Origin of the sequence: Corynebacterium sp. Marseille-P8863 (assembly GCF_946902955.1) — a bacterium.
Classification (GTDB): domain Bacteria; phylum Actinomycetota; class Actinomycetes; order Mycobacteriales; family Mycobacteriaceae; genus Corynebacterium; species Corynebacterium gottingense.
Map to the genome: position 1 here is coordinate 159,764 of NZ_CAMPQC010000005.1, position 21,221 is coordinate 180,984.

Below are 21,221 nucleotides of genomic sequence, written 5' to 3' on the forward strand. Positions count from 1 at the left end.
CCGGCAGCTGCGCGGCCAAACCTTGCTCCGGGAGCGGACCTCCCACCCGGTTGCGCGCCGAGCGCGCCAACTAGAGTGGTGCGGGTGAAACACAGCGCACAGGTCCTCATCATGCCGGGGTCGCCGGCCCTGGTTGACTCCCTCGCCGGGGCCCACGAACCCTCCCGGCGGGTGCTCGGCGCGATCGGCACGGCGGTTGGGCAGGCGGTAGACGCCCTCGGCGCCTCAGGTGCCCGAGAAACAGCGGCGACCATTGACATTGTCTGCCCGCGCAACCAGCAGCACTACACCGCCCATACTGGCTCCTTCGCCGCGTGGGGCGCACCGCAAGTCAGCGTCGGCGAGGGAAACTACCTGCCGGAGCTCGTCGCCCGCTACGCGCTCGCGCAACCCTCGCTGGCCGGCCGGAGCACCCGCGTGCGTGAGGTGCGCAGCCACGTGGGAGCACCTGACCCAGGCGTGCTCACCATCGTCGTGGCGGACGGGTCGGCGGGCCTGACCGAGCGCGCGCCGCTCGCGCTCATGCAGGGTGCCCCGGAACTGCACCGCGCAATGGGGCGTTTCGCCGACGGCGAGGATGTCGCGCTGCCCGAAAACTTGGAGGAGCTTGGCGTGCTCGAGCCGGAGCTGTGGTTCGAACTCGCCCGGCTCAACCGGGTGAGCAGCCAGTTGGTTGATTCGGACGCGTCGCTTGGCGTCGGCCGCTACGTTGCGCTGTGGGAGGTGGCATGACTCACGCACCCGAGAGCTCGGTCAGCCCGATCGCTGTCGTTGGCCCCACGGCGTCCGGAAAGTCCGACCTGGGCATCGCGCTCGCCTCGCACGTCGGCGGGGAGGTGGTCAACGTCGACTCCATGCAGCTCTACCGGGGTATGGACATCGGCACCGCCAAGCTCGCCCCCGACGAGCGCGGCGGCATCCCGCACCACTTGCTGGACATCTGGCCCGTCACCAAGTCCGCGTCCGTGGCCGAGTATCAGGCACTCGCCGTCGCCACCGTTGAGGAGATCATGGCGCGCGGCAAGGTCCCCGTCCTCGTCGGTGGTTCGATGCTGTACGTGCAGTCGCTTATCGACGCCTGGACGTTCCCGCCCACCGACCCCGCAGTTCGCCAAAAGTACGAGGACCGCAGGCTCGCCATCGGCACCGACGCGCTGCACGACGAGCTCGCCGCGATCGACCCCGAAGCCGCCCGCGTCATCGAGGACAAGGACCCGCGACGCACGGTGCGCGCGCTCGAGGTCATCGAGCTGACCGGGAAGCCCTTCCAGGCGTCCCAGCCGCCAAAGGACGCGCCGCCGCGCTGGGGGACACGCATCGTGGGGCTGCGCACGAACGCCGAGTGGCTCAACCCACGCGTGGAACAACGCGCGCACCTCATGTTCGAGCGCGGCCTCATCGACGAGGTCGAATCGCTCATCGGTGACGGGCTCGTCCGCGACTCCACCGCCGGGCGCGCCATCGGCTACGCCCAGGTCCTTGACATGATGGCAGGCAAGCTTTCCCACGACGAGGCCGTCGAGTGCACGGTGACCGGCACGCGCCGCTACGTGCGCCGCCAGCGCTCGTGGTTCAACCGGGACCACCGCATCGCGTGGCTCGACGCCGCGTCGGGAGAGACGCTCGAACAGGCGCTGGCCGCGCTGCGTCTAGACTCGCAACCATGACCCAGCCGCAACAGTTCATCAAAGCCCACGCGACAGAGAATGACTTTGTCGTACTCATTGACGTCGACGATCAGCTCGACCTCGCCCCCGAGCAGGTTGCCTGGCTGTGCAACCGACGTGCCGGGATCGGCGGCGACGGCCTGCTGCGCGTCGTGCGTATCGACGGCACCTGGTTCATGGACTACCGCAACGCCGACGGCTCGATCGCCGAGATGTGCGGCAACGGCATCCGCGCATTCGCCCACGTGCTCAAGGCCGAGGGCCTCGAACCCGCCGACGACTTTGACGTGCACACCCGCGCAGGAGTGAAGCGCATCCACGTCGTGCGCTTTGACGAGCGCGACGCCGTCGTTGCCGTGGGCATGGGCACCGTGCGCGCTGGGGCTGACTCGTGGGCGACCATCGGATCGCACACCTTTGAAGGCGTCGCCGTCGATGTGGGAAACCCGCACCTCGCCGCGGTCGTGCCCGGCATGACCCCTGAGGAGCTCGCAGCCATGGAGCTGTCCGCTCCCGAGTTTGACGCTGCCGTGTTCCCGGAGGGCGTCAACGTGGAGCTCCTCACCGAGGCGCGCGACGGGCAGTGTTCCATGCGCGTCTGGGAGCGTGGCGTAGGAGAGACCCGCTCCTGCGGGACTGGCACCGTCGCCGCCGCGGCCGCCGCGCTGCGTGCCGCAGGCGAGGCGGCTGGGACCGTCACTGTGCGCGTCCCCGGCGGTGCGGTGGAAGTTGCAATCAGCGAAGACTCAGTAAATTCGGAGCAAACCGCGCGCATGACGGGCCCCTCGCGTATCGTGGCGCATGGAGATGTCATCCTTCCCTGTCCTGCTGCGGACGCCCATTCTCCCTCCGGCGCGCAGTAGATGCTCCTTGAAAGTAGCCGCAATGCACCTCGCAGCCTCGTTCGCCCGTCCGCTTCACGACGATCACCGGGACACCAAGCGACCCAGTTCCCGGCGGCTCGCCAGCGCGGCGGCCCCGATGGCCGCAGTGGTTGCAGTGGCCGCAGTGGCGCCACCCGCGAACGCCGCCGATGTCGGCCCGCTGGAGGACTCAGGGCTGCTGGGCGCGCAGTCTTGCTTTGTCAGCCTCACCGAAGACGAGGCCAAGGCGTACGCGCTGTATGACACCGTGGCGTTGGAGCGGCTCTTCATCGTTGCGAGTAAAACCACGCTCACACCCGAACAACTCAAGCGCCTCGATGCGTTAGCAGCAAACGAGTCCGTGGTAGAGACCTTGATCAGCTACGAAAACTTTACCGACGTCGCCCCAGACGTCGAAGCAGAGTACGAACGCGAAGTTGCGTCGCTCGAGGACGCATACGGCCCCGATACGGCCGGAACAATCACGGACATCGTCGCAGCGCAAGCCCGAACCGACGCGTACCTGCAACGTGTGGAGTCCGGGAGGGCGAATTCCTGGGAGTTTGAGCTCTTCCCGGGAGAGACCGCAAACGCAGCGTGGGCCGAAATGGGCTACGAAGGATGGGATGAGTTCGCCCAGAACCCGGGCAAGGTTTTCTCCGCCAATGAACAGCTGGACCTGACGCAGGACCAGATCAGGAGGTTTAACGAGGAAGCACCGCGCGTCGTCGACCTCCCCGCAGCCATCGCCTACGAGCGCGCAAACGTCGCCGCGACGAAGCAGGCAGACAAGGCGTGCGCGCAGGGCGGCAACGTAACGGTCAGCTTCCCCACGGAAGCGGACGTGAACCAGCAAGGAGGCGTCGGCACGCGTCACGGCGACGGCCCTGCACCCGCAGGTGAGCCCCTGGCCGACACCGCGGCGCCCCCAGCGGTCCCGGCGAGAGCAGAAAACACGGAGCAGGCCAGCTCGGCGGGAAAGGCAGTTGCCATCGCACTTGGGGTGCTCGCCGCGCTGGGGTTCCTCGTCGGCGGCGCAGTCGCAGTCGCGCCTCGGCTGGGTATCACACTGCCGTCGCAGCTGCAGCAGTTGCTGTAGGTGGTTGCGCTCGCAGCGCTACGCGGGCCCGATTTGGCGCGCGACGCGCCGGGCGTCGTCCCACGCTTCGGAAAGCTCGAGCGCGCGCTCGTCGGCAATGCCAATGAGCTTTTCTAGCTGGAAGCGGTCAATGTCCGGGGATTCCAGGTAGCCGTCAATGCGCGCGATGAAGCGGCGCGCCGAGGAGGTGCGCAGCAGGAACTCGCTGATGGCGTGCTGCGAGACGTCGCCGTTGGCTAGCGCCGGGTAGTGCAGCGTGCGATCTGCGACGGACTGCGTGGACGTGCCGTACTTGAGATCGTCGTAGCTTTGGGATCTCCTCCATGTCGTCGCGCGCGATGCGCAGCGACGCCTTCAGCGACGCGATCTCCGGATTCGTGTCGTACCGGCGGTGTATCGCGAGCGCGAGCGGGATGAGGAGCAGCGTGAGCATGAGCCCTGGGAGCCGGAGGAAGATCACCAGCAGGACCGCCACTGCGAACAACAGAGCGCCCCACAAGGCGCGGAGTAAGTCTTTTCGTGATGGATCCACGTGCGGTCACCTCCTCGATCGGCGTGTGGGGACCATGTCAACGGGGTCAACGGGGTCACCGGAGCCGAGCGTCTGTATCCCTAGTGCCCACCGCAGCCACAGGAACCGCCACAGCCGCCACACCCGCCGCCGCTCGGAGCGGGGATGGAGCCGGCGAGCACCGCGGTACCGGCGATGACGGAGTCGCGTTGCGGGAGCTCGCCGTCCGGCAGGCACACGTCGAAGGGGAAGGCGCCATCCACGGACGCGTGGATGAAGCGCTGGCCGGTCAGCTCGGAGGTGCGGTATTCCGCGTCGAGGACGCGTGCGGAAAGCTGCGCCGCTGCGTCGGGGGTGGTGGCCGCGCCGTTGCCCACGGCTTCCGCGCCAGGGGAAGTCACGGCGCCGAGGACGGCACCCGGGTTGGCCGCCAGGTACGCGTCGGTGGAATCGAAACGCTGCTGGTCCAACATCAGTGCGGTGATGCCCAGCTCCTGCCACTGGAGCGTCGGCTCGTCGACGATCAGCGGACCCTGCGCCAGATTCACGGTAACGGAGGAAATGGTGTTACCGTGCGGATCAACAACGTCGGCCAGTGCGACGACGTCATTGAGCGGGGTGATGTGCGCAAACGTGCGCGTTTGCGACGCAAAGCCAGCGAAGGTGGCAAACGGCTCAACAGCCAGGATGTTGAGCTGCGCGCCCGACGGGTCGCCGTACTGAATCAGCTGCCCGCCACGGACCTCGCCCGTGACTTCGAGGCGGTTGGTGGCGATTGCCTGCTCGACTGCTTCCTGCCACTTGGAAAAACCGAGGCCGATCGCAGCAAGGTCCTGGTGGGCGCCGTTGCTCGCGGTGGCCGCTTGGGCTCGGGTACTCAGAGTTTCGCTCATGGAGCACAGCCTAGTCGGCGAATGCACCGGGGTGAGAACTGCGGGGTCGCGGTGGCGTCGCAAAGCACTGTGCGCACGGAATGATCCGCATGCACACGGTGTTGGAAGAAACACGTAAACTACAACGTAAGCATTCCTCGGAATGCGCTGGGCGCGCGAACCCACGCGGCCCGGAAGTTCTGACCAGAAGGACTGAATGACCTCAACGTTCTACACCCAGGGTGCTCAGGGAGCACAGGACGACCAGAGCGAGCAGGATGCGGCGCGTGATGCGCTGCTCGAGCGGGCGTTCCGGCACAACTCGCCGCAGCCCGGGGCTGACGCCCCGACGACTGGCGCGCTCGACTTGGAGGAGCGCAACTCGTTCCGCAGGGTGACACAACACACCGAGATTCGGACTGACGAGCTCGAAGACGACTACGAAGTTGAGTACCGCAAGCTGCGTCTTGAGCGAGTGATCCTCGTTGGCGCGTGGCTCGAGGGCACGACTGCGGAGATGGAAGCGAACATGCGTGAGCTCGCCGCGCTGTCGGAGACGGCGGGCGCGGAAGTCGTGGAGATGATCTACCAAAAGCGCGACAAGCCCGACCCGGGCACCTACATCGGTGCCGGCAAGGTCGGGGAGCTGCGCGAGATCGTGCAGGCATCCGGCGCGGACACGGTGGTTTTTGACGGTGAGCTCTCGCCCTCGCAGATCGTGGCGCTGGAGGAGGCGCTGAAGACCAAGGTCATCGACCGCACCATGCTCATCCTGGACATCTTCGCCCAGCACGCGAAGAGCCGAGAGGGTAAGGCACAGGTCTCGCTGGCGCAGATGGAATACCTGTTCTCGCGCACCCGTGGTTGGGGCGGCAACCTGTCCCGCCAGGCGGGCGGCCGCGCCGGCTCCAACGGGGGCGTGGGCCTCCGCGGCCCTGGTGAGACTCGCATTGAGGCAGACCGTCGCCGCCTGCGCGCGGACATGGCGCGCTTGCGCCACGAGCTGAAGGGGATGAAGACGGCGCGCGAGGTAAAGCGCGCGCGGCGCCAGCGTTCCACCACGCCCAAGATTGCCATCGCTGGCTACACCAACGCGGGCAAGTCCTCGTTGATTAACGCGATGACGGACGCGGGCGTGCTGGTGGAGGACGCGCTGTTTGCCACCCTGGACCCCTCGACGCGGCGTGCCCAGCTGGCGGACGGCCGCAATGTTGTCCTCACCGATACCGTCGGTTTCGTGCGCCACCTGCCCACGCAACTGGTCGAGGCGTTCAAGTCCACGCTGGAAGAGGTCACGAACGCGGATCTCTTGCTGCACGTGGTGGACGGCTCGGACCCGTTCCCGCTGAAGCAGATCAAGGCGGTCAACGAGGTCCTGGCAGAGATTACGCGCGAATCCGGCGAGGAAATCCCGCCGGAGATCGTCGTGGTGAACAAGATCGACGAGGCTGACCCGCTTGTGCTTGCAGAGCTGCGCCACGCCTTCGATTCCTCCGGCCACGATGTTGTCTTCGTCTCCGCCCTTACCGGCGAGGGCATCCCCGAGCTGGAAGGCAAAGTCGAGTTGTTCCTCAACACCCTCGACGCCCACGTGGAGATGCTCGTCCCGTACACCCGCGGCGACGTCGTCTCGCACGTCCACGAGGAGGGCACCGTGCGCCGCGAGGAGTACGAGGAGCAGGGCACGCGTATCGACGTCCGTCTGCCCCAGGTGCTCGCCGACCAGTACGCGGAATTCGTAGTCGCGTAAGCGGGCGAGTGCCTGCGTAAACGATTGGGACCAGCTAGGTACACCTGCCTAGACTGCCAGGCGTGAATACTTCGTATGGTTGGTCCCTGCACGGCGACGGCCGCACCGTGAAACCCGGTGCCGTCGTCGCACCCGACGAACGGCTGAGCTGGCCGCGCACCATCGGCATCGGCATGCAACACGTCGTGGCTATGTTCGGCGCGACCCTGCTCGTGCCGACCCTGACCGGGTTCCCCGTCAACACGACACTGCTCTTTTCCGGGTTGGGCACGATCCTCTTCCTGCTGATCACCCAGAACAGGCTGCCCAGCTACCTTGGCTCCTCGTTCGCCTTCATCGCGCCGCTGTCCGCCTCCCAGCAGTACGGCATCGGCGCGCAGCTGGGCGGGGTGCTGGTGACAGGCTTGCTCCTCATCGCCGTCGGCGCGGTCGTGCACGTGGCCGGCAAGCGCGTGATCGACGCGGTCATGCCGCCCACCGTCACCGGCGCTATCGTCGCCCTCATCGGCTTCAACCTCGCGCCGACCGCGGTGAGCAACGTCCAAGCACAGCCGGCCGTCGCTGGCGTGACCCTCGCGGCGATCGTGCTGATCACCGTGGCGACCCGCGGGATGATCTCGCGCCTGAGCATCCTGATCGGCGTGATCGTGGGCTGGGCCTACGCCGCAGCCACGGGCGGGCTTGCCGACGACGCCCTGGACACCATCGCCGACGCGCCCCTTATCGGCCTGCCGCAGTTCCACTCGCCGGAATTCCACCTTTCTGCCATCCTGGTCACGCTGCCCGTGATGGTGGTGCTCATCGCCGAAAACGTCGGGCACGTCAAGGCGGTCTCCGAGATGACCCACCGAGACCTGGATAACCTGCAGGGCAGGGCGCTTATCGGCGACGGCATTGCCACCACCCTCGCCGGCGGTTTCGGCGGCTCCGGAACGACCACGTACGCCGAAAACATCGGCGTGATGGCGGCGACGAAGGTGTACTCCACGGCGGCGTACTGGGTGGCAGCGTGCTTTGCCATCGCGCTGGCGTTCGTGCCCAAGTTCGGCGCCATCATCTTCACGATTCCCGTCGGCGTTCTCGGCGGCGCGTGCCTGGTCCTGTATGGGCTCATCGGCATGCTGGGCGTGCGCATCTGGCAGGACAACAACGTGGACTTCACCAACCCGGTCAACCTCACTGCCGCCGCGGTCGCGCTGATCGTGGGCATTGGCAACCTGTCCTTCACCGTCGGCTCCGTGACGCTCGAGGGGATCGCCATCGGGTCTGTGGGCATCATCGTCGGCTACCCACTCATGCGGTGGCTGTACAACTCGGTCGGGGAGGGCCAGTACCGGTAAGGAGGGGATTACGGGGGCGTCGATAAGCACGAAAGAGCCCCTGGGCCTTCACGGGGAAGGTGCCAGGGGCCTGAAGTTGTGCGATCGCGCGGAGGCTACTCCTCGTCGAGGTTCTGCTCGATCAGCGCGGCGATCTTCTCAACGGCGTCGGCGTTGTCGGAGGTGATGGTGACCTCGTCGCCGTGCTCCGCGCCCATCGCCATAATCATGAGGGAGGACGCGGCGTCAGTCTCGTCGTCCTCGTCGCCACCGACGAGGGTCAGGATGATCTCGTCATCAAACTCGCCTGCGGCGTCGGAGATGATCGTTGCCGGGCGTGCGTGCAGTCCGACGGTGGAGCCAACCTTGACGGTCTTGGAAGCCATAATGAGGTCCTTTCGAAAATACTTTGGTTGAGTGCTGATTTACTGGGTACCAGTGTAGGCACCGGGTTGGTTATGCCGCTACCTGCTGCGCGCCCGCCGAAGCGGTGTTTTCCTGCGCAGCCTTGTCAACAGCGGCCTTCTGGATTTCCTTGTTGGGCCAGAAACGCTTGATGGCAATTACGGCCAACGTGGCCACGAGTACGCCCGCGGCCAGCGCGATCACCATGCCCCACCACGGGTCGTAGGCGAAGATGACAAACACGCCGCCGTGCGGCGCCTGGCATCCCACGCCCAGGCCCATGGAGACCGCGCCCGCGGTAGCGCCACCCAGCATCATCGCGGGGATGACGCGGAACGGGTCAGCTGCTGCGAACGGGATCGCTCCCTCCGAGACGAAGGACAGGCCCAGGAGCCACGCGGACTTGCCGTTCTCCTGCTCGGCCGGGGTGAACAGCTCCTTGCGCAGGAAGGTCGCGATGGACAGCGCGATCGGCGGTACCATACCGGAGATCATGACGGTCGCCATGATCTCGAAGCTGGCGTCCGTGCCAGCGGACAGGCCCGCGGTACCGAACAGGTACGCCGCCTTGTTCACCGGGCCACCAAGGTCAAAGCACATCATCAGGCCGATGATGATGCCAAGCAGTATTGCCGACGACCCCGTCATGGACGACAGCCAGTCGGTCAGCCCCAGCATGAGCGCCTCGAGCGGGCGGCCCAGCAGGAGGAACATCAGCAGGCCGACGATCAGGGAGGTCAGCAGCGGGATGATCACAACCGGCATGAGCGAGCCGAGCCAGCGCGGCACCTTCCAGGTCTGGATCCAGTACGCGATCACGCCGGCGAGCAGGCCGGTGACCAGGCCGCCGATGAATCCGGCACCAACCATGACGGAGATGGCGCCGCCGATGAAGCCCGGTGCGATACCGGGGCGCCCTGCCAAGCCGTAGCCGATGTAGCCGGAGAGGGCCGGCACGACGAACTGCATGCCCATCTGGCCCGTGGCAAAGAGGACGGCGCCGAGGTAGAGCGCCCACCCGGAGCGCTCAAAGGTTGCCGTGACACCGTCAACCGTCACCTCGTGGCCCGGCAGATCCCACGGCGTGAACTGGGTGACCAGCGCCTGCCAGCCGTTGGCCATGTCGTAGCCGCCGAGCAGGAAGCCGAGCGCGAGCAGGAGACCGCCCGCGGCGACGAACGGCACCATGTAGGACACGCCGGTCATGATCGCCTGCTGCAGGCGCTTTGGCCAGCTTTCGCCGGAGGAACCGGTTGCGGAGTCCTCGCCGGCGGACTCGGAGGCGGCCGCGACGCGAGGGGCCTTCGGGTCCTTCGCCGCGGCGATGGCCTCGTCGATCATCGCATCCGGTTCGTTCACGCCGCGCTTGACCGGGGAATCCACGACCGGCTTGCCGGCAAAGCGGCCCTTGTTTCGCACGGCCACGTCGTGGGCGAAGATGACTGCGTCGGCGCTGTCAATGAAGGACTGCTCGAGCGGGTCGCCGCCGGACGACCCCTGCGGCTCCACAATGAGCTCGACGTTGTCGCGTTTTTCGGCTGCCTGGGTGAGCGCGTCAGCTGCCATGTAGGTGTGGGCAATGCCGGTCGCACACGAGGTGACCGCAGCGATGCGGATGACGTCCTGCTTCGCGCCGGAAGTGCCCGCGGTACCTGCAGCGCCCGCGGTGACGGCCGTGCTGCTGGCGGCTGCGGCGCCATCGGTTGTGGCCGGTTTCGGCTTCTTCTTTTTCGGTTCGGCGTTGACGACCTCCAGCACGGCGTCGACAAGCTCCTGCTCGGTGCTGGCGTTGCGAAGCTTCTCCACAAAGTCACCGCGGACCAGCGCGCGGGCCAGCTTGGACAGGATTTTCAGGTGTTCCTTGCCGCCGTCCTCGGGGGCGCCGATGAGGAAGACCAGCTCGGCATCGCCGTCGGGGCCGGAGAAATCAACCGGATTGGACAGGCGCGCGAAGGCAAGGGTGGGCTCGTTGACCGTAGCGACGCGGCAGTGCGGGATGGCCACACGGCCGTTGACACCGGTGCCGGCCTTCGCTTCGCGGGCAGTCGCCGCTTCAGCGATGGGGCCTGCGTCGGTCGCGCGCCCGGTGGCTTCTATGAGCCCGGCAAGGTGTTGGATGACGTCCGCGGGCGAGGAGCCGAAGTCCACGTCCAGCCTGACCAGGTCAGGTGTGATGAGTGGGGAGTTCATAGGAGTTCCTACTCTGTAGCGAAGGATATGGGTATTGAATTAGTTGGAAAGACTGAAGACTTTGGTGCGCTCGACGTCCAGGTCGGACGGGGAAGGAATCCCCGTGCCCGGCATCGAGGCAGCGGCCGAGCCGTAGGCCACGGCCCGGCGGAGGCAATCCGCGGGCTCGAGGCCCTCGACTCGCGCCATCACGTAGCCGGCGAGCGAGCTGTCGCCCGCGCCAACGGTGGAGCGAACGGTGATCGGGGGAGCGGAGGCCGCCCACGCGCCGTTGGCCGTGACCAGGCACGCGCCGGCGCCACCGAGCGTGACCAGCACCTCCTGCACACCTCGTTTCACGAGGGCGCGCGCTGCGGCGATGATGGCATCGTACTCGCCGCGCTCGGCGGCGGCCTCGAGCTCGTGCCCGTCCGCGCCGGTGAGCTGGGCCAGCTCGAACGAATTCGGTTTCATGATGGTCGGTGCCGCACCGTCGAGCTTGCGCCCGAGCGCCTGCAGCGGCGCATCCGACGTGTCCACAGCAATGACAAGATCCGGCGAAGCCTTGCGCAGGGAAGCGACAAGCTCGGCGTACCAGTCCGGCGCCGCACCAGGCGGCAGCGAACCAGCCAGCACTGCAGCGTCGGCGCTTCGTGCGTGGTTGAGCAGTTGCTTTTCGACGCCACGCTGCTCCTCACCCGACAACTCGGCACCACGCTCGTTGATCTTGGTGGTGGTGCCGTCCGGCTCGGTGAGCGCCGTGTTCGTGCGCACGTTGCCCTGGATGGGCACTGGTGCGAACGGGATGCGCGCGCGCTCGACAGCGCTGATGAATGGGTCGTGTGATCCACACGGCGCGATCGCGAGGGTCTCCTTGCCAGCCAGCGCAACAGCGTTGGCGACGTTGATGCCTTTACCCCCGGCTTCGCGTCTGGCATCGGTGGCGCGGACCACTTCGCCGCGCGCCACGGCATCGACGTTGAGTGTGGCGTCGATGCTCGGGTTCGGCGTTAACGTGATGATCATGGATTCGCTCCCTACTGTTGATGTAGTGGGGTGAGGCACGAGAGCGCCCCTACGCAGCGAGTCTGTTGGCGATGCCGGGCACTAAGCGCCACCCCCCCCAAGTATGTCCGAATAGGTGTGATTTTTCAACCATTCGGAAGCGATCTCACACGAGTGAGCGGGAAAACGGGCTTACTCGGACGCGGTAATGACGTCGACGCCGTGTGCGACGAGTTCATCGATGAAGGACTTTGGCGCCTCCGAGTCGGTCACCAGCACATCGACTTCGCTCAGGCGGGCGAAGCTCACCAGGTAGTCGTTTCCGAGCTTGGTCGAGTCGCACATCGCCACCACCTTGTGCGCGTTTGTGACCATCGCCTTCTTGATCGCGGCCTCTTGGGGGTCGGCCGTGGAGAGCCCGTGATCAATGGTCAATGCGTTGGTGCCAATGAAGGCGACGTCGGCGCGCAGAATGGCGATGGAGCGAAGCGCGATGTCTCCGACGACCGCTTGGGTGATCGCACGAACGGTTCCACCCAGTAGCTGCACATTTTCCAAACCCGCGCTTGCCAGGTCGAGGGAGGTGGGCAGCGAGTTGGTCACGATGTGCCAATCTTTGGCCGAGGGGTGCTTGGCAATAATCTCGGCCAGACCATTGATGGTTGTGCCAGAGTCGAGGAAGAGAGATCGGTCCGGCCGGTCCGGGAGGAATTGGAGCGCTGCACGGGCGATCGCCATCTTGGCCGTGGACGCGGCGCGATAGCGGGCTTCAAGCGGAAACTCGGTGGTGAGAAAGGATTGGCTCGCTACGGCGCCACCGTGCACGCGGTGGACAATGCCCTCATCATTGAGCACAGCCAGGTCGCGACGGATCGTCTCCGCGGTGACTCCAAACTTTTCGGCCAGCTCAGTGACATTGACTCGACCTTCAACCGCGGTGAGGGAGGCAATTTGTCGCCGGCGTTCTTCTGCGTACACGGCGCTCCTTCAGTATGTCGGGATGTAAGACGGGAAAACGTATACCTGTCATTGTCGCATTGATTGGTGCCCGATTGGTTGTTGTTGTGCCCGACTCCCCCGAAGCGGGGGCAGCACCCGCCACATATCCGGAAATCGTCACAGTGGTTGAAGGTGATAAGCGGAGGTGAGCTACAAACAAGAAAAACGCCCGCGCGAGGGATCGCTGCGGGCGTGTGTTCAGGGTGGAGGTGCTACATGGTGCGGAACACGGAGACGACGCGTCCCATGATTTCCGCATTGGTGCCGTCAATAGGCGAGTAGGCATCGTTGTGGGGGAGGAGCCACACGCCGCTGGAATCCTTGTGGAACTCCTTCACCGTCGCCTCGCCGTCGAGCAGGGCTGCGACGAACTCTCCCTCCTCTGCCACGGGCTGGGAGCGAACGACGACCCAGTCGCCGGGGAGGATGCCGGCATCGCGCATCGACTCGCCGACGACCTGCAACATGAACAGGTCGCCGTCGCCGAGAAGATCCTCCGGCATCGGGTAGTAGCTCGTCACGTTCTCCTCTGCGAGGATCGGCGACCCGGCGGCAATCTGGCCGACCACTGGGATGTAGCGCGGAGTCGACGCATCCTCCGGCACGTTTGTGTCCGTGCTCGGCTTCGGCTTCTTGCCGGGTGCGTCGGGGAGATGGCGCAAGTCGACCGCGCGAGGCTTGTTCGGGTCGCGGCGCAGGAAGCCCTTCTTTTCAAGCTCTTTGAGCTGGTAGGCGACGGACGAGGTGGACTGCAACCCAGCTGCGTCGCCGATCTCGCGAATGCTTGGCGGGTAGCCGCGAAGGACGACGGCGTCCCGAATTACTTCCAAAATTCGCCGCTGACGATCAGACAGCGTCGAGATGTCCAAATCCTTGGCATCAGCCTTTTTGCGGGCCATGAGGTGCTCCTTTGATGGTGACTGTGTGTGAGTTTATTCGCGCTAACTACGCACTGCACAACCTACCAGATCGGGCAAACATGTTCGAGTTCTCAACCCGCCCGCTAGACAAGCTTTGACGTGCCTGCTATAAATCGAACATGCAACCGACATCGAACGCCTGAACGGTATTCCGTTCGACAGTGTTGGTTCGGTTCGTAAGATTGCGGTGAACGTGAAAGGAATGAACTCATGACGATGATGCAAAATGGTACTTACGGTGCTTCTACTACTCGCTTCGAGGTGGCTTCCATGCCGGCTCGTGCTGACGAGTGGGACATTGAAACCCGTGGTGTTCGGCGGTGTGGGGCTGAGCATGTTCGAACGCTCAGTAATTCGATAATGGCCGTTGATGTGGGGAGGGGTGATCCGGCGCAGTGGCCAGACCGAGCGGACGATCGGTTCGAATCCCACCGCGAAAAGCGCGAGAGCGTGCTCGTGGGACTGGGCTTGAGCGCCGCGCTGGTGATCGGGTCGATCGTGGGCGGTGCGTTCTCGGACGACACCGCGTCGATGAGCCACCAAGTCTCCGCCCAATACGTCGCTGGCGCCCGCTAGGGAAGCGGCGCGGGGGACGGTACATTGAGGAGGCAAGCCCGGGCGCACGTCCCCGGGGCGTACCCAGAACAGCGAGGAGCGGGAGCCTGCAATGTACTGTCCGTTTTGCCACAACGATCATTCGCGCGTGATGGACTCCCGCATCATTGAAGGAGGATCAGCAATCCGCCGGCGTCGTGAGTGCACCGAATGTGGGGGGCGATTCACCACCGTGGAAAAGGCAGTGCTGACGGTGGTGAAGCGCAACGGGATCAGCGAGCCGTTTGACCGTGACAAGCTCATCGTCGGCGTGCGGCGTGCCTGCCAGGGGCGCGACGTGTCGGACGACGCGCTCAAACGACTCGCGCAACAGGTCGAGGAGATCGTGCGCTCCCACGGCAGCTCACAGATCCCCGCGCACGAAATCGGCCTCGCGGTGCTCGAACCGCTCCGCGCGCTTGACGAGGTCGCCTATCTGCGCTTCGCGTCCGTGTACAAGTCGTTCGAGAGCGCCGACGACTTCGAATCAGAGATTCGTCTGATGCGGCGGCGCGACAAAGAGGACTTCTGAGCCGGTTGAGTCTGTAGCTCACGCCGCTAGGTCAGCTTGTCTACCATCTTCTCAATGCGCCGCGCGCTGACCGGCTTCGGCGTGCCAAGGCGCTGCGCGAAGACGCTCACGCGCAGTTCCTCAATCCTCCACAACACGTCCTTGTAGGCGCGAGTCTTTTCCCGCCCGGCGGGGAGCTTGGCCAACTTGGCGGCAAGGTACGACTTCGCGCCGTCGACAATTGCCTGCCGGTCCGCATCGCGGTCGGGATCCACGCGCATGTCCTCAAGGCGAATCCGGATAGCCTCGATGTAGCGCGGCATGTGCTGGAGGTGGGTCAGTCCGTGCCTGGTCAACGCGTTGCGGGGGAGGTAAAACTCGAGCTGCGAACGCATGTCATCAATCGCGGGACCTTCCCATTGCGACAGCTCCTGCGCCATGTTCGCGTACGCGACGAGCCCAGGGGCGATGCCCACCACCATGCGCCGCACCGCGCCAGGAACTTCTGGCGACACCTTGGCCACGAGCGCCGAAAACTCCTCCGGAGTACGCACGGGGCCGCCGTGCTGCATCATCAGGTCGCGAATCGCGGCCACCCGCGCATCCTCCACGAGCCCCTTCGCGCCACCGTGCGGGTACTGGTCCACCGCCACCTTCTGTCGCAGCGGCACCCCCTTGGTCATCTGCTGCGCAGACACCGAAATCTCGCGGATCAGCAGCGTGAGGGTCGCGGTGACCATCGACGCGTCCGCGGCAGCCTTCGTTGGGAAGACCGTGACGCGCACGCCGTCGCGGGTAGCCTCCAGCGCGGGGAACGCGTCGACGCTATTGCCATCAATGGTGGTTTGCACCGTCGCCGGCACCTCGCCCAGGGAGTCCGCCGTCCACTTCGCCACGGCCTTGGACTCCGCCGCCCGGCTCGCCTTCGACACAGACGAGCGGATCTTGCCCGCCTGCCGCTTCTTCAGCGCGGCAAGGTCCTTGTCGTGGTCGACGACCTTCCCGCGCTTGTCAATTGCGGCGTACGTCATGGTCAGGTGCGCCGGGAGTCGAGTCGGTGAGAAGTCTGACCCGTTGACCCCGGAGGCCCCCAGTGACTGGAGGGCGGACGCGAGGGCGTCGACAAGCGGCTGCCCGTCTTCGAGGAGGGGCAGGGCGCGCTGCGCGAAGTCGGGCGCGGGGACGACGGTGGTGCGAATGGCCTTGGGGAGCGAGCGGATGAGCTCGGTGATGAGCTCCTCGCGCAGGCCAGGCACAAGCCAATCGAAGCCGTCGGGGCTTAGGCCTGCGAGCAGCGGGACCGGGACCTCGACCGTGACGCCATCGAAGGGGTCGCCGGGCTCGAACCTGTAGCTCAGGTCGTAGTTGATCGATCCCTGGCGCCACGTCTCGGGGAAGGCGGTGGCTGAGGTGTCGGTGCCGGCGTCGTCAAGCAGCGATTCCGGGTCGAAGTCGAGGAAGTGCTTGTCTGTGCGGCGCTGCTTCTTCCACCAGGAGTCGAAGTGCCGCGCGGTGGTCACGTCGGCGGGCAGCTTGGCGTTGTAAAACTCGAACAGCGTGTCCTCATCGACCACGAGGCCGCGGCGTCGGACCTTTTCCTCCACCTCGGAGGCCTCCGCGAGCAGGGCGTCGTTGTGCTCGATGAACGTGTGGTGGCGGTTCCAATCGCCCTCCAGCAGCGCGTGTCGGATGAACATGCTGCGCGCTGCCTCCGGATCCACCTTGTGGTACGGAACGAGCCGGTCGCGCACAATCGTGACGCCGTAAAGCATGGACTTCTGGTGCACCATCGCCGCGGAGCGCTTGCGCGACCACACCGGTTCGGAATAGCTGTGTTTGAGCAGGTCTTTCGCGGCGCGTTCCACCCACTGCGGCTCGATCTTGGCCACGTCGCGGGCCCACAGCCGCGAGGTCTCCACCAGTTCCGCGGCCATGAGGAACTCCGGCGGCTTCTTGCTCAGGCTCGAGCCGGGGAAGACGAGGAAGCGGGTGCCGCGCGCGCCCTGGAACTCCTTTGAGTTGCCGTCGCGCGCGCCAATGTTTGACAGCAGGCCAGTGAGCAGCGATTTGTGCACGGCGTCGGCGTCTGCTTCGCCGTCGGCTTGAGTGCTTTGCGACGCCCGCACAATCCACCCCAACTGCTTTTCCACATCCCGCAGCTGCCGCACCAGGTCATACCACTCGCGGATGCGCATGTAGTGCAGGAACTCGCGCTTCATCCGTTTGCGGAACGCGTTGCCCGACAGCTCGTCGCGGGACTCGTTGATGTAGTCCCAGAGCTTGAGCACGGAGAGGAAGTCGGACGTCTTATCCTTGAAGCGTGCGTGCGCCTGATCCGCCTGTGCTTGGTACTCCAGGGGGCGTTCGCGCACGTCCTGGATGGTCATGCCGGCGACGATCACGGTGACGCGATCGAGCACGCCAAGGGTGTTGGCCTCGACGAGCATGCGCGCCATGCGCGGGTCGACGGGGATGCGCGCGAGGTCGAGGCCGATGTCCGTCAAGACGGGGGCGCCGCTGCGCTCCTTGTCGGTGATCGCGCCCAGCTCGTGGAGGAGCAGGAGACCGTCGCGCACTGCCTTGTGGTCCGGCGGCTGGATAAACGGGAACTCGGAAATGTCGCCGAGGCGCAGCGAAATCATTTGCAGGATGACGCTGGCCAGGTTGGTGCGCAGGATTTCCGGGTCGGTGAACTCGGGCCGCGCCTCGAAGTTTTCCTCCGAGTACAGGCGGATGGCAATGCCGTCGGCGGTACGTCCGGAGCGGCCCGATCGCTGGTTCGCGCTGGCCTGCGAAACCTCCTCGATGGGCAGGCGCTGTACCTTCGTGCGGGTGGAGTAGCGAGAGATACGGGCCAGCCCGGTATCCACCACGTAGTGGATCCCCGGCACGGTCAGCGAGGTCTCCGCGATGTTGGTGGCCAGCACGATGCGGCGGCCGGAGTGCGGGGAAAACACGCGGTGTTGCTCCGCGTTGGAGAGGCGCCCGAACAGCGGCACGACCTCCACGCCGCGCCAGTGCTGCTTCTCCAGCGCCTCCATGCAGTCGCGGATGTCGCGCTCTGATGAGAAGAAGCAGAGGATGTCGCCCTTGCCCTCGCCCATGAGCTCCTTGCAGGCATCGACGACGCCGTCAATCATGTCGATGTCCACGTCTTTCGTGCCCGACTTCGTCTCCACTTGCTCGACGAGCGGCCGGTAACGGATCTCCACCGGGTAGGTGCGGCCCGAGACCTCGATGATTGGCGCGGGCGTGCCGTCTGCGGCCGCGAAGTGCGCGGCGAAGCGCTCCGGGTCGATCGTCGCCGAGGTGACAATGACTTTGAGATCCGGCCGCTTCGGCAGGAGCCGCTTGAGGTATCCGAGGAGGAAATCGATGTTCAGGCTGCGCTCGTGGGCCTCATCGATGATGATCGTGTCGTAGGCGTTGAGAAAACGGTCGCGCTGCATCTCCGCGAGGAGGATGCCGTCCGTCATCAGCTTCACGGCGGTAGAGTCCGACACCTTGTCGTCGAAGCGGATGGCGTAGCCGACGGTTTGACCAATTTTTTGCCCCAGCTCGTCGGCGATGCGCTCGGCCACCGTGCGCGCGGCGATCCTGCGCGGCTGCGTGTGTCCGATCAGCCCGCGTCGCCCGCGCCCCATCTCCAGCAGCATTTTCGGGATCTGCGTGGTCTTGCCCGAGCCCGTCTCGCCAGCGATGATCACGACCTGGTTGTCGCGGATCAGCTCCATGATGTCGTCGCGCCGCGCGGAAACGGGCAGCTGCTCGGGGTACTCGATGGCGGGCACGAGGGCATTTCGCTTCTCGACGCCACGCGCCGCCTCCGCAATGTCTGCCCCGATCGCGGCGAGCGCCTGCGGCGCCTTGGCCTTGGAAAGCCGCCGCCGGAACCCGCGCTCCTGGTTGATCGGCACCGAGTCGAGCCGACGGTACAGCTCGTCCTTGCTCGGCACGTCCGTATTGTCTGGATCCTTTTTCATCACTGCTGGACCAGCTTAGTAGCTCATTGCGTGAGCGCTGCATCTCCGCGCGCGGCAGCCTCCGCGTACGCGGCTTTCACCAACTCGCCCAGGGCCTCGAACTCTTCAGTGCGGCTTGACGACGCCCGGTACGCAAGCCCTATGGTCCGCTGCGCCCCAACGCCGGTGGCGAAGGTCGCCAGCCCGATACCGGGGCGGGTGCACTCGCTCGCGACGGCGGACTTGGGCACCAGCGTTGCGCCGAAACCAGCTCCGACGAGCTGCATGATCGTGGTGAGCGACGCTGCCCGCGTCACCGACTGGTTGGCGGCGGGGTGAGACACATTCGCCAGCTTGCACAGGTCGACGATTTGTTCGCGGAGGCAGTGGCCGTCGTCAAGCAACAGCAGGTCGAGCTCCTCGAGGGCTGCGAGCGGCAGGTCGCGACGCCCCGCGAGCGCGTCATCCTCGTGGGTGACGGCGACGAATTCCTCGTCGTAGAGGGGCAGTTCCGTGAGCGTGGGCGTCTCGGTGGGGAGGGCGAGGACGGCGAGGTCGATGCGGCCGTCGCGAAGCTGCTCGAGCAAACGCTCGGTCTGTTCCTCCACGATGCGCGGCTGCAGGTTCTCATACTCGGACCGCAGACGCGGCAGGAGATCCGCCAGAAGGTACGGGGCGACCGTGGGGATCATCCCGATGGTCAACGGGCCGTTGAGCACGCCGTGGGCGCCCTGTGCGCGGGCGACGAAAGCGTCGGCTGCTTCGAGCGTGGTTTTTGCGAAGGGGAGCAGCTCCTCGCCGGCGGCGGTGACGATGACCTTGCGCGTCGAGCGCTCGATGAGCTGGATGCCCAGCCCGCCCTCGAGCGCGACGAGGGCCTGCGACAACGACGGCTGCGAGATACCGAGCTTGGCCGCGGCGGTGCCGAAGTGCTTGTTCTCCGCGATCGTGACGAAGGTGCGCAGCTGCGCGAGCGTCGGTTTATATTCCTTATTGCTCATGCCTATCACCATACCGCACCTTTATAGGTTTTGTTGTTGAGCTTCCGGGTGGGCTGTGGCATACTCGGGTGGCAGAAGACGTGAGAACGTGTTCGTGACTAACTGCGTCACAGTACGCAAATTCACCCTATGTATATGGAGGAATCACTATGCCGATCATGACTGTTGGGGAGCGTTTCCCGGAGTTCAACCTGACCGCGCTCAAGGGCGGCAACCTCAAGGAAGCAGACGCGTCCTCCCCGGACGACTACTTCGAGCAGGTCTCCCTGGACAAGTACGAGGGCAAGTGGAAGATCGTCTTCTTCTACCCCAAAGACTTCACCTTCGTATGCCCGACCGAGATTGCCGCCTTTGGCAAGCTCAACGAGGAGTTTGAGGACCGCGACACCCAGGTGCTCGGCGGCTCCACGGACAACGAGTTCTCCCACTTCAACTGGCGCGCAACGCACGAGGACCTGCTGGACATCCCGTTCCCGATGTTCGCCGACGTCCGCCACGACCTGATCCGCGCTCTCGGCGTCGAGAACGCTGACGGCGTGTGCGACCGCGCGACCTTCATCATCGACCCGGACGGCATCGTCCAGTTCGTGTCCGTCACCCCGGACGCCGTCGGCCGCAACGTCGACGAGGTCCTGCGCGTCCTCGACGCACTGCAGTCCGAGGAGGTTTGCGCCTGCGACTGGCAGAAGAACGATCCGACCAAGAACATCGACAAGATGGCCGTGGTTCAGGACGCCCTGAAATAGCGCGATTCTTCGCACGAAGCCGCCCCGCGCTCCGCACCGCTGGAGTGGCGGGGCGCTCGTCTACTCACCACCAATCACACGAAAGGACACCCAATGTCTATTGACAACCTGCGCGGCGCTCTGCCGGAGTACGCCAAGGACCAGAAGCTGAACCTCGGTTCGCTGACCCGCTCGACCGAGCTGAGCGAGCAGCAGCTGTGGGGCGCGCTCGTCGCCGCTGCCGCCGCGACCCGCAACGCGACCGTCATCTCCGAAATTACCGACGAGGCGAAGGAGCACCTCTCCGAGGAGGCCCTCAACGCTGCGTTCGGCGCCGCCACCGTGATGGCGATGAACAACGTCGGCTACCGCGCCAAGGGCTGGCTTGGCGACGACTACGCGCAGGTCAAGTTCGGCCTCCGCATGAACATCATCTCCAAGCCGGGTGTGGAGAAGGCCGACTTCGAGCTGTGGTCCCTCACCGTTTCCGCGATCAACGGCTGCGAGCACTGCAGCGTCGCCCACGCGAACACGCTGCGCGAGGAGGGCCTGACCAAGGAGCAGATCTGGGAGGGCGTCAAGGTCGGCGCCGTCGTGCAGGCCGTCGCCCAGGCCATCGAGATCGAGGCAGCGCGCTAGCAGCTCGCTTATCGACGCCACGCAAACCCCCAACCCTATTTAGACGCACCAAACCGGCCCGCGGTTCCCTCCCGGGCCGAAAGTGGGTGAATCCTCACAACCCATTGTTTCCCCAGCTCAGGGCCGGTAACGTGGCTGCCATGAACGCACTGGCAGACCTCGTATCCATCGACCGCCGCGGCATGCAACTTGTCGCGGCGGCCGCTGGCA

18 protein-coding genes are annotated in these 21,221 nt (G+C 65.5%); 10 read left to right on the forward strand and 8 right to left on the reverse strand.

The genetic code is table 11. The annotated features are described in order from the left end of the window. Positions 1-84 precede the first annotated feature (84 nt). From OVO38_RS05650 to OVO38_RS05665, 4 genes are read left to right on the forward strand one after another with little or no spacing between them, the layout of a single operon-like run. Entirely contained in the window at positions 85-732 is a 648-nt protein-coding gene (locus OVO38_RS05650; RefSeq protein WP_267207962.1) for a hypothetical protein, read from the forward strand. Beyond that, positions 729-1,667 (forward strand): tRNA (adenosine(37)-N6)-dimethylallyltransferase MiaA, encoded by a 939-nt coding sequence (gene miaA / locus OVO38_RS05655; protein WP_095554270.1) that lies wholly within the window; start codon positions 729-731, stop codon positions 1,665-1,667. Before OVO38_RS05650 ends, miaA begins: the two co-directional genes overlap by 4 nt. Next, positions 1,664-2,530, forward strand: a complete 867-nt coding sequence (gene dapF, locus OVO38_RS05660) for a diaminopimelate epimerase (protein ID WP_267207963.1) — start codon at positions 1,664-1,666, stop codon at positions 2,528-2,530. The genes miaA and dapF overlap by 4 nt, the downstream gene beginning before the upstream one ends. 22 nt (positions 2,531-2,552) lie before the next feature. After that, on the forward strand, positions 2,553-3,629 hold the full coding sequence (locus OVO38_RS05665) for a hypothetical protein (RefSeq protein ID WP_267207964.1): 1,077 nt from the start codon (positions 2,553-2,555) through the stop codon (positions 3,627-3,629). Positions 3,630-4,241: 612 nt separating this feature from the next. Here the strand turns inward: OVO38_RS05665 and OVO38_RS05670 are convergent. Continuing rightward, positions 4,242-5,033, reverse strand: coding sequence for a hypothetical protein (locus tag OVO38_RS05670; RefSeq protein ID WP_095536698.1), 792 nt, complete (start codon positions 5,031-5,033; stop codon positions 4,242-4,244). A gap of 196 nt (positions 5,034-5,229) precedes the next feature. Between OVO38_RS05670 and hflX the strand changes: the two genes are divergently transcribed. After that, complete coding sequence (hflX, locus tag OVO38_RS05675) at positions 5,230-6,762, forward strand: GTPase HflX (RefSeq protein ID WP_267207965.1); 1,533 nt, start codon at positions 5,230-5,232, stop codon at positions 6,760-6,762. Between the two features lie 62 nt (positions 6,763-6,824). Further along, a complete protein-coding gene (locus tag OVO38_RS05680) occupies positions 6,825-8,102 on the forward strand; it encodes a uracil-xanthine permease family protein (RefSeq protein WP_267207966.1) in 1,278 nt (425 codons plus the stop codon). A gap of 95 nt (positions 8,103-8,197) precedes the next feature. Here the strand turns inward: OVO38_RS05680 and OVO38_RS05685 are convergent, their stop codons facing one another. The 5 genes from OVO38_RS05685 to lexA all read right to left on the reverse strand — a co-directional run bounded on the left by OVO38_RS05685 (position 8,198) and on the right by lexA (position 13,558). Continuing rightward, a complete protein-coding gene (locus OVO38_RS05685) occupies positions 8,198-8,467 on the reverse strand; it encodes an HPr family phosphocarrier protein (RefSeq protein WP_095547130.1) in 270 nt (89 codons plus the stop codon). A gap of 70 nt (positions 8,468-8,537) precedes the next feature. Continuing rightward, positions 8,538-10,676, reverse strand: a complete 2,139-nt coding sequence (locus OVO38_RS05690) for a PTS fructose transporter subunit IIABC (protein ID WP_267207967.1) — start codon at positions 10,674-10,676, stop codon at positions 8,538-8,540. A 39-nt stretch (positions 10,677-10,715) separates the two neighbouring features. Then, a complete protein-coding gene (locus OVO38_RS05695; RefSeq protein ID WP_267207968.1) occupies positions 10,716-11,681 on the reverse strand; it encodes a 1-phosphofructokinase family hexose kinase in 966 nt (321 codons plus the stop codon). A gap of 171 nt (positions 11,682-11,852) precedes the next feature. Continuing rightward, positions 11,853-12,638: a DeoR/GlpR family DNA-binding transcription regulator gene (locus OVO38_RS05700; RefSeq protein WP_095277246.1), complete on the reverse strand. Its 786-nt coding sequence runs from the start codon at positions 12,636-12,638 to the stop codon at positions 11,853-11,855. A 233-nt stretch (positions 12,639-12,871) separates the two neighbouring features. Continuing rightward, positions 12,872-13,558: a transcriptional repressor LexA gene (lexA, locus tag OVO38_RS05705; protein WP_095277243.1), complete on the reverse strand. Its 687-nt coding sequence runs from the start codon at positions 13,556-13,558 to the stop codon at positions 12,872-12,874. A 381-nt stretch (positions 13,559-13,939) separates the two neighbouring features. Between lexA and OVO38_RS05710 the strand changes: the two genes are divergently transcribed. Both OVO38_RS05710 and nrdR read left to right on the forward strand, forming a co-directional pair. Beyond that, on the forward strand, positions 13,940-14,155 hold the full coding sequence (locus tag OVO38_RS05710; RefSeq protein WP_133063988.1) for a hypothetical protein: 216 nt from the start codon (positions 13,940-13,942) through the stop codon (positions 14,153-14,155). Between the two features lie 91 nt (positions 14,156-14,246). Then, positions 14,247-14,705, forward strand: a complete 459-nt coding sequence (gene nrdR, locus OVO38_RS05715; RefSeq protein WP_095277238.1) for a transcriptional regulator NrdR — start codon at positions 14,247-14,249, stop codon at positions 14,703-14,705. 26 nt (positions 14,706-14,731) lie between these two features. On the opposite strand, the gene hrpA is transcribed toward nrdR, so the two are convergent. Together hrpA and OVO38_RS05725 are read right to left on the reverse strand one after the other, a co-directional pair. Beyond that, a complete protein-coding gene (hrpA, locus tag OVO38_RS05720) occupies positions 14,732-18,667 on the reverse strand; it encodes an ATP-dependent RNA helicase HrpA (RefSeq protein WP_267207969.1) in 3,936 nt (1,311 codons plus the stop codon). Positions 18,668-18,690: 23 nt separating this feature from the next. Beyond that, positions 18,691-19,647 carry a hydrogen peroxide-inducible genes activator gene (locus tag OVO38_RS05725; RefSeq protein ID WP_267207970.1) on the reverse strand — a complete coding sequence of 319 codons (957 nt, stop codon included), beginning with the start codon at positions 19,645-19,647 and terminating at the stop codon, positions 18,691-18,693. Between the two features lie 149 nt (positions 19,648-19,796). Here OVO38_RS05725 and OVO38_RS05730 point away from each other — a divergent pair, with 149 nt between their 5' ends. Beyond that, complete coding sequence (locus OVO38_RS05730; protein WP_095277230.1) at positions 19,797-20,393, forward strand: peroxiredoxin; 597 nt, start codon at positions 19,797-19,799, stop codon at positions 20,391-20,393. 93 nt (positions 20,394-20,486) lie between these two features. Continuing rightward, positions 20,487-21,011 (forward strand): carboxymuconolactone decarboxylase family protein, encoded by a 525-nt coding sequence (locus tag OVO38_RS05735; protein WP_095277227.1) that lies wholly within the window; start codon positions 20,487-20,489, stop codon positions 21,009-21,011. Positions 21,012-21,221: the final 210 nt, after the last annotated feature.

Excerpts from the sequence above, each read along its gene's own strand:
- OVO38_RS05690 (WP_267207967.1), bottom strand. The coding sequence starts at position 10,676 with ATGAACTCCCCACTCATCACACCTGACCTGGTCAGGCTGGACGTGGAC.
- OVO38_RS05710 (WP_133063988.1), top strand. The coding sequence starts at position 13,940 with ATGGCCGTTGATGTGGGGAGGGGTGATCCGGCGCAGTGGCCAGACCGA.
- OVO38_RS05725 (WP_267207970.1), bottom strand. The coding sequence starts at position 19,647 with ATGAGCAATAAGGAATATAAACCGACGCTCGCGCAGCTGCGCACCTTC.
- OVO38_RS05670 (WP_095536698.1), bottom strand. The coding sequence starts at position 5,033 with ATGAGCGAAACTCTGAGTACCCGAGCCCAAGCGGCCACCGCGAGCAAC.
- miaA (WP_095554270.1), top strand. The coding sequence starts at position 729 with ATGACTCACGCACCCGAGAGCTCGGTCAGCCCGATCGCTGTCGTTGGC.
- OVO38_RS05685 (WP_095547130.1), bottom strand. The coding sequence starts at position 8,467 with ATGGCTTCCAAGACCGTCAAGGTTGGCTCCACCGTCGGACTGCACGCA.
- OVO38_RS05735 (WP_095277227.1), top strand. The coding sequence starts at position 20,487 with ATGTCTATTGACAACCTGCGCGGCGCTCTGCCGGAGTACGCCAAGGAC.
- OVO38_RS05730 (WP_095277230.1), top strand. The coding sequence starts at position 19,797 with ATGCCGATCATGACTGTTGGGGAGCGTTTCCCGGAGTTCAACCTGACC.
- dapF (WP_267207963.1), top strand. The coding sequence starts at position 1,664 with ATGACCCAGCCGCAACAGTTCATCAAAGCCCACGCGACAGAGAATGAC.
- hflX (WP_267207965.1), top strand. The coding sequence starts at position 5,230 with ATGACCTCAACGTTCTACACCCAGGGTGCTCAGGGAGCACAGGACGAC.
- nrdR (WP_095277238.1), top strand. The coding sequence starts at position 14,247 with ATGTACTGTCCGTTTTGCCACAACGATCATTCGCGCGTGATGGACTCC.
- lexA (WP_095277243.1), bottom strand. The coding sequence starts at position 13,558 with ATGGCCCGCAAAAAGGCTGATGCCAAGGATTTGGACATCTCGACGCTG.
- OVO38_RS05695 (WP_267207968.1), bottom strand. The coding sequence starts at position 11,681 with ATGATCATCACGTTAACGCCGAACCCGAGCATCGACGCCACACTCAAC.
- OVO38_RS05665 (WP_267207964.1), top strand. The coding sequence starts at position 2,553 with ATGCACCTCGCAGCCTCGTTCGCCCGTCCGCTTCACGACGATCACCGG.
- hrpA (WP_267207969.1), bottom strand. The coding sequence starts at position 18,667 with ATGAAAAAGGATCCAGACAATACGGACGTGCCGAGCAAGGACGAGCTG.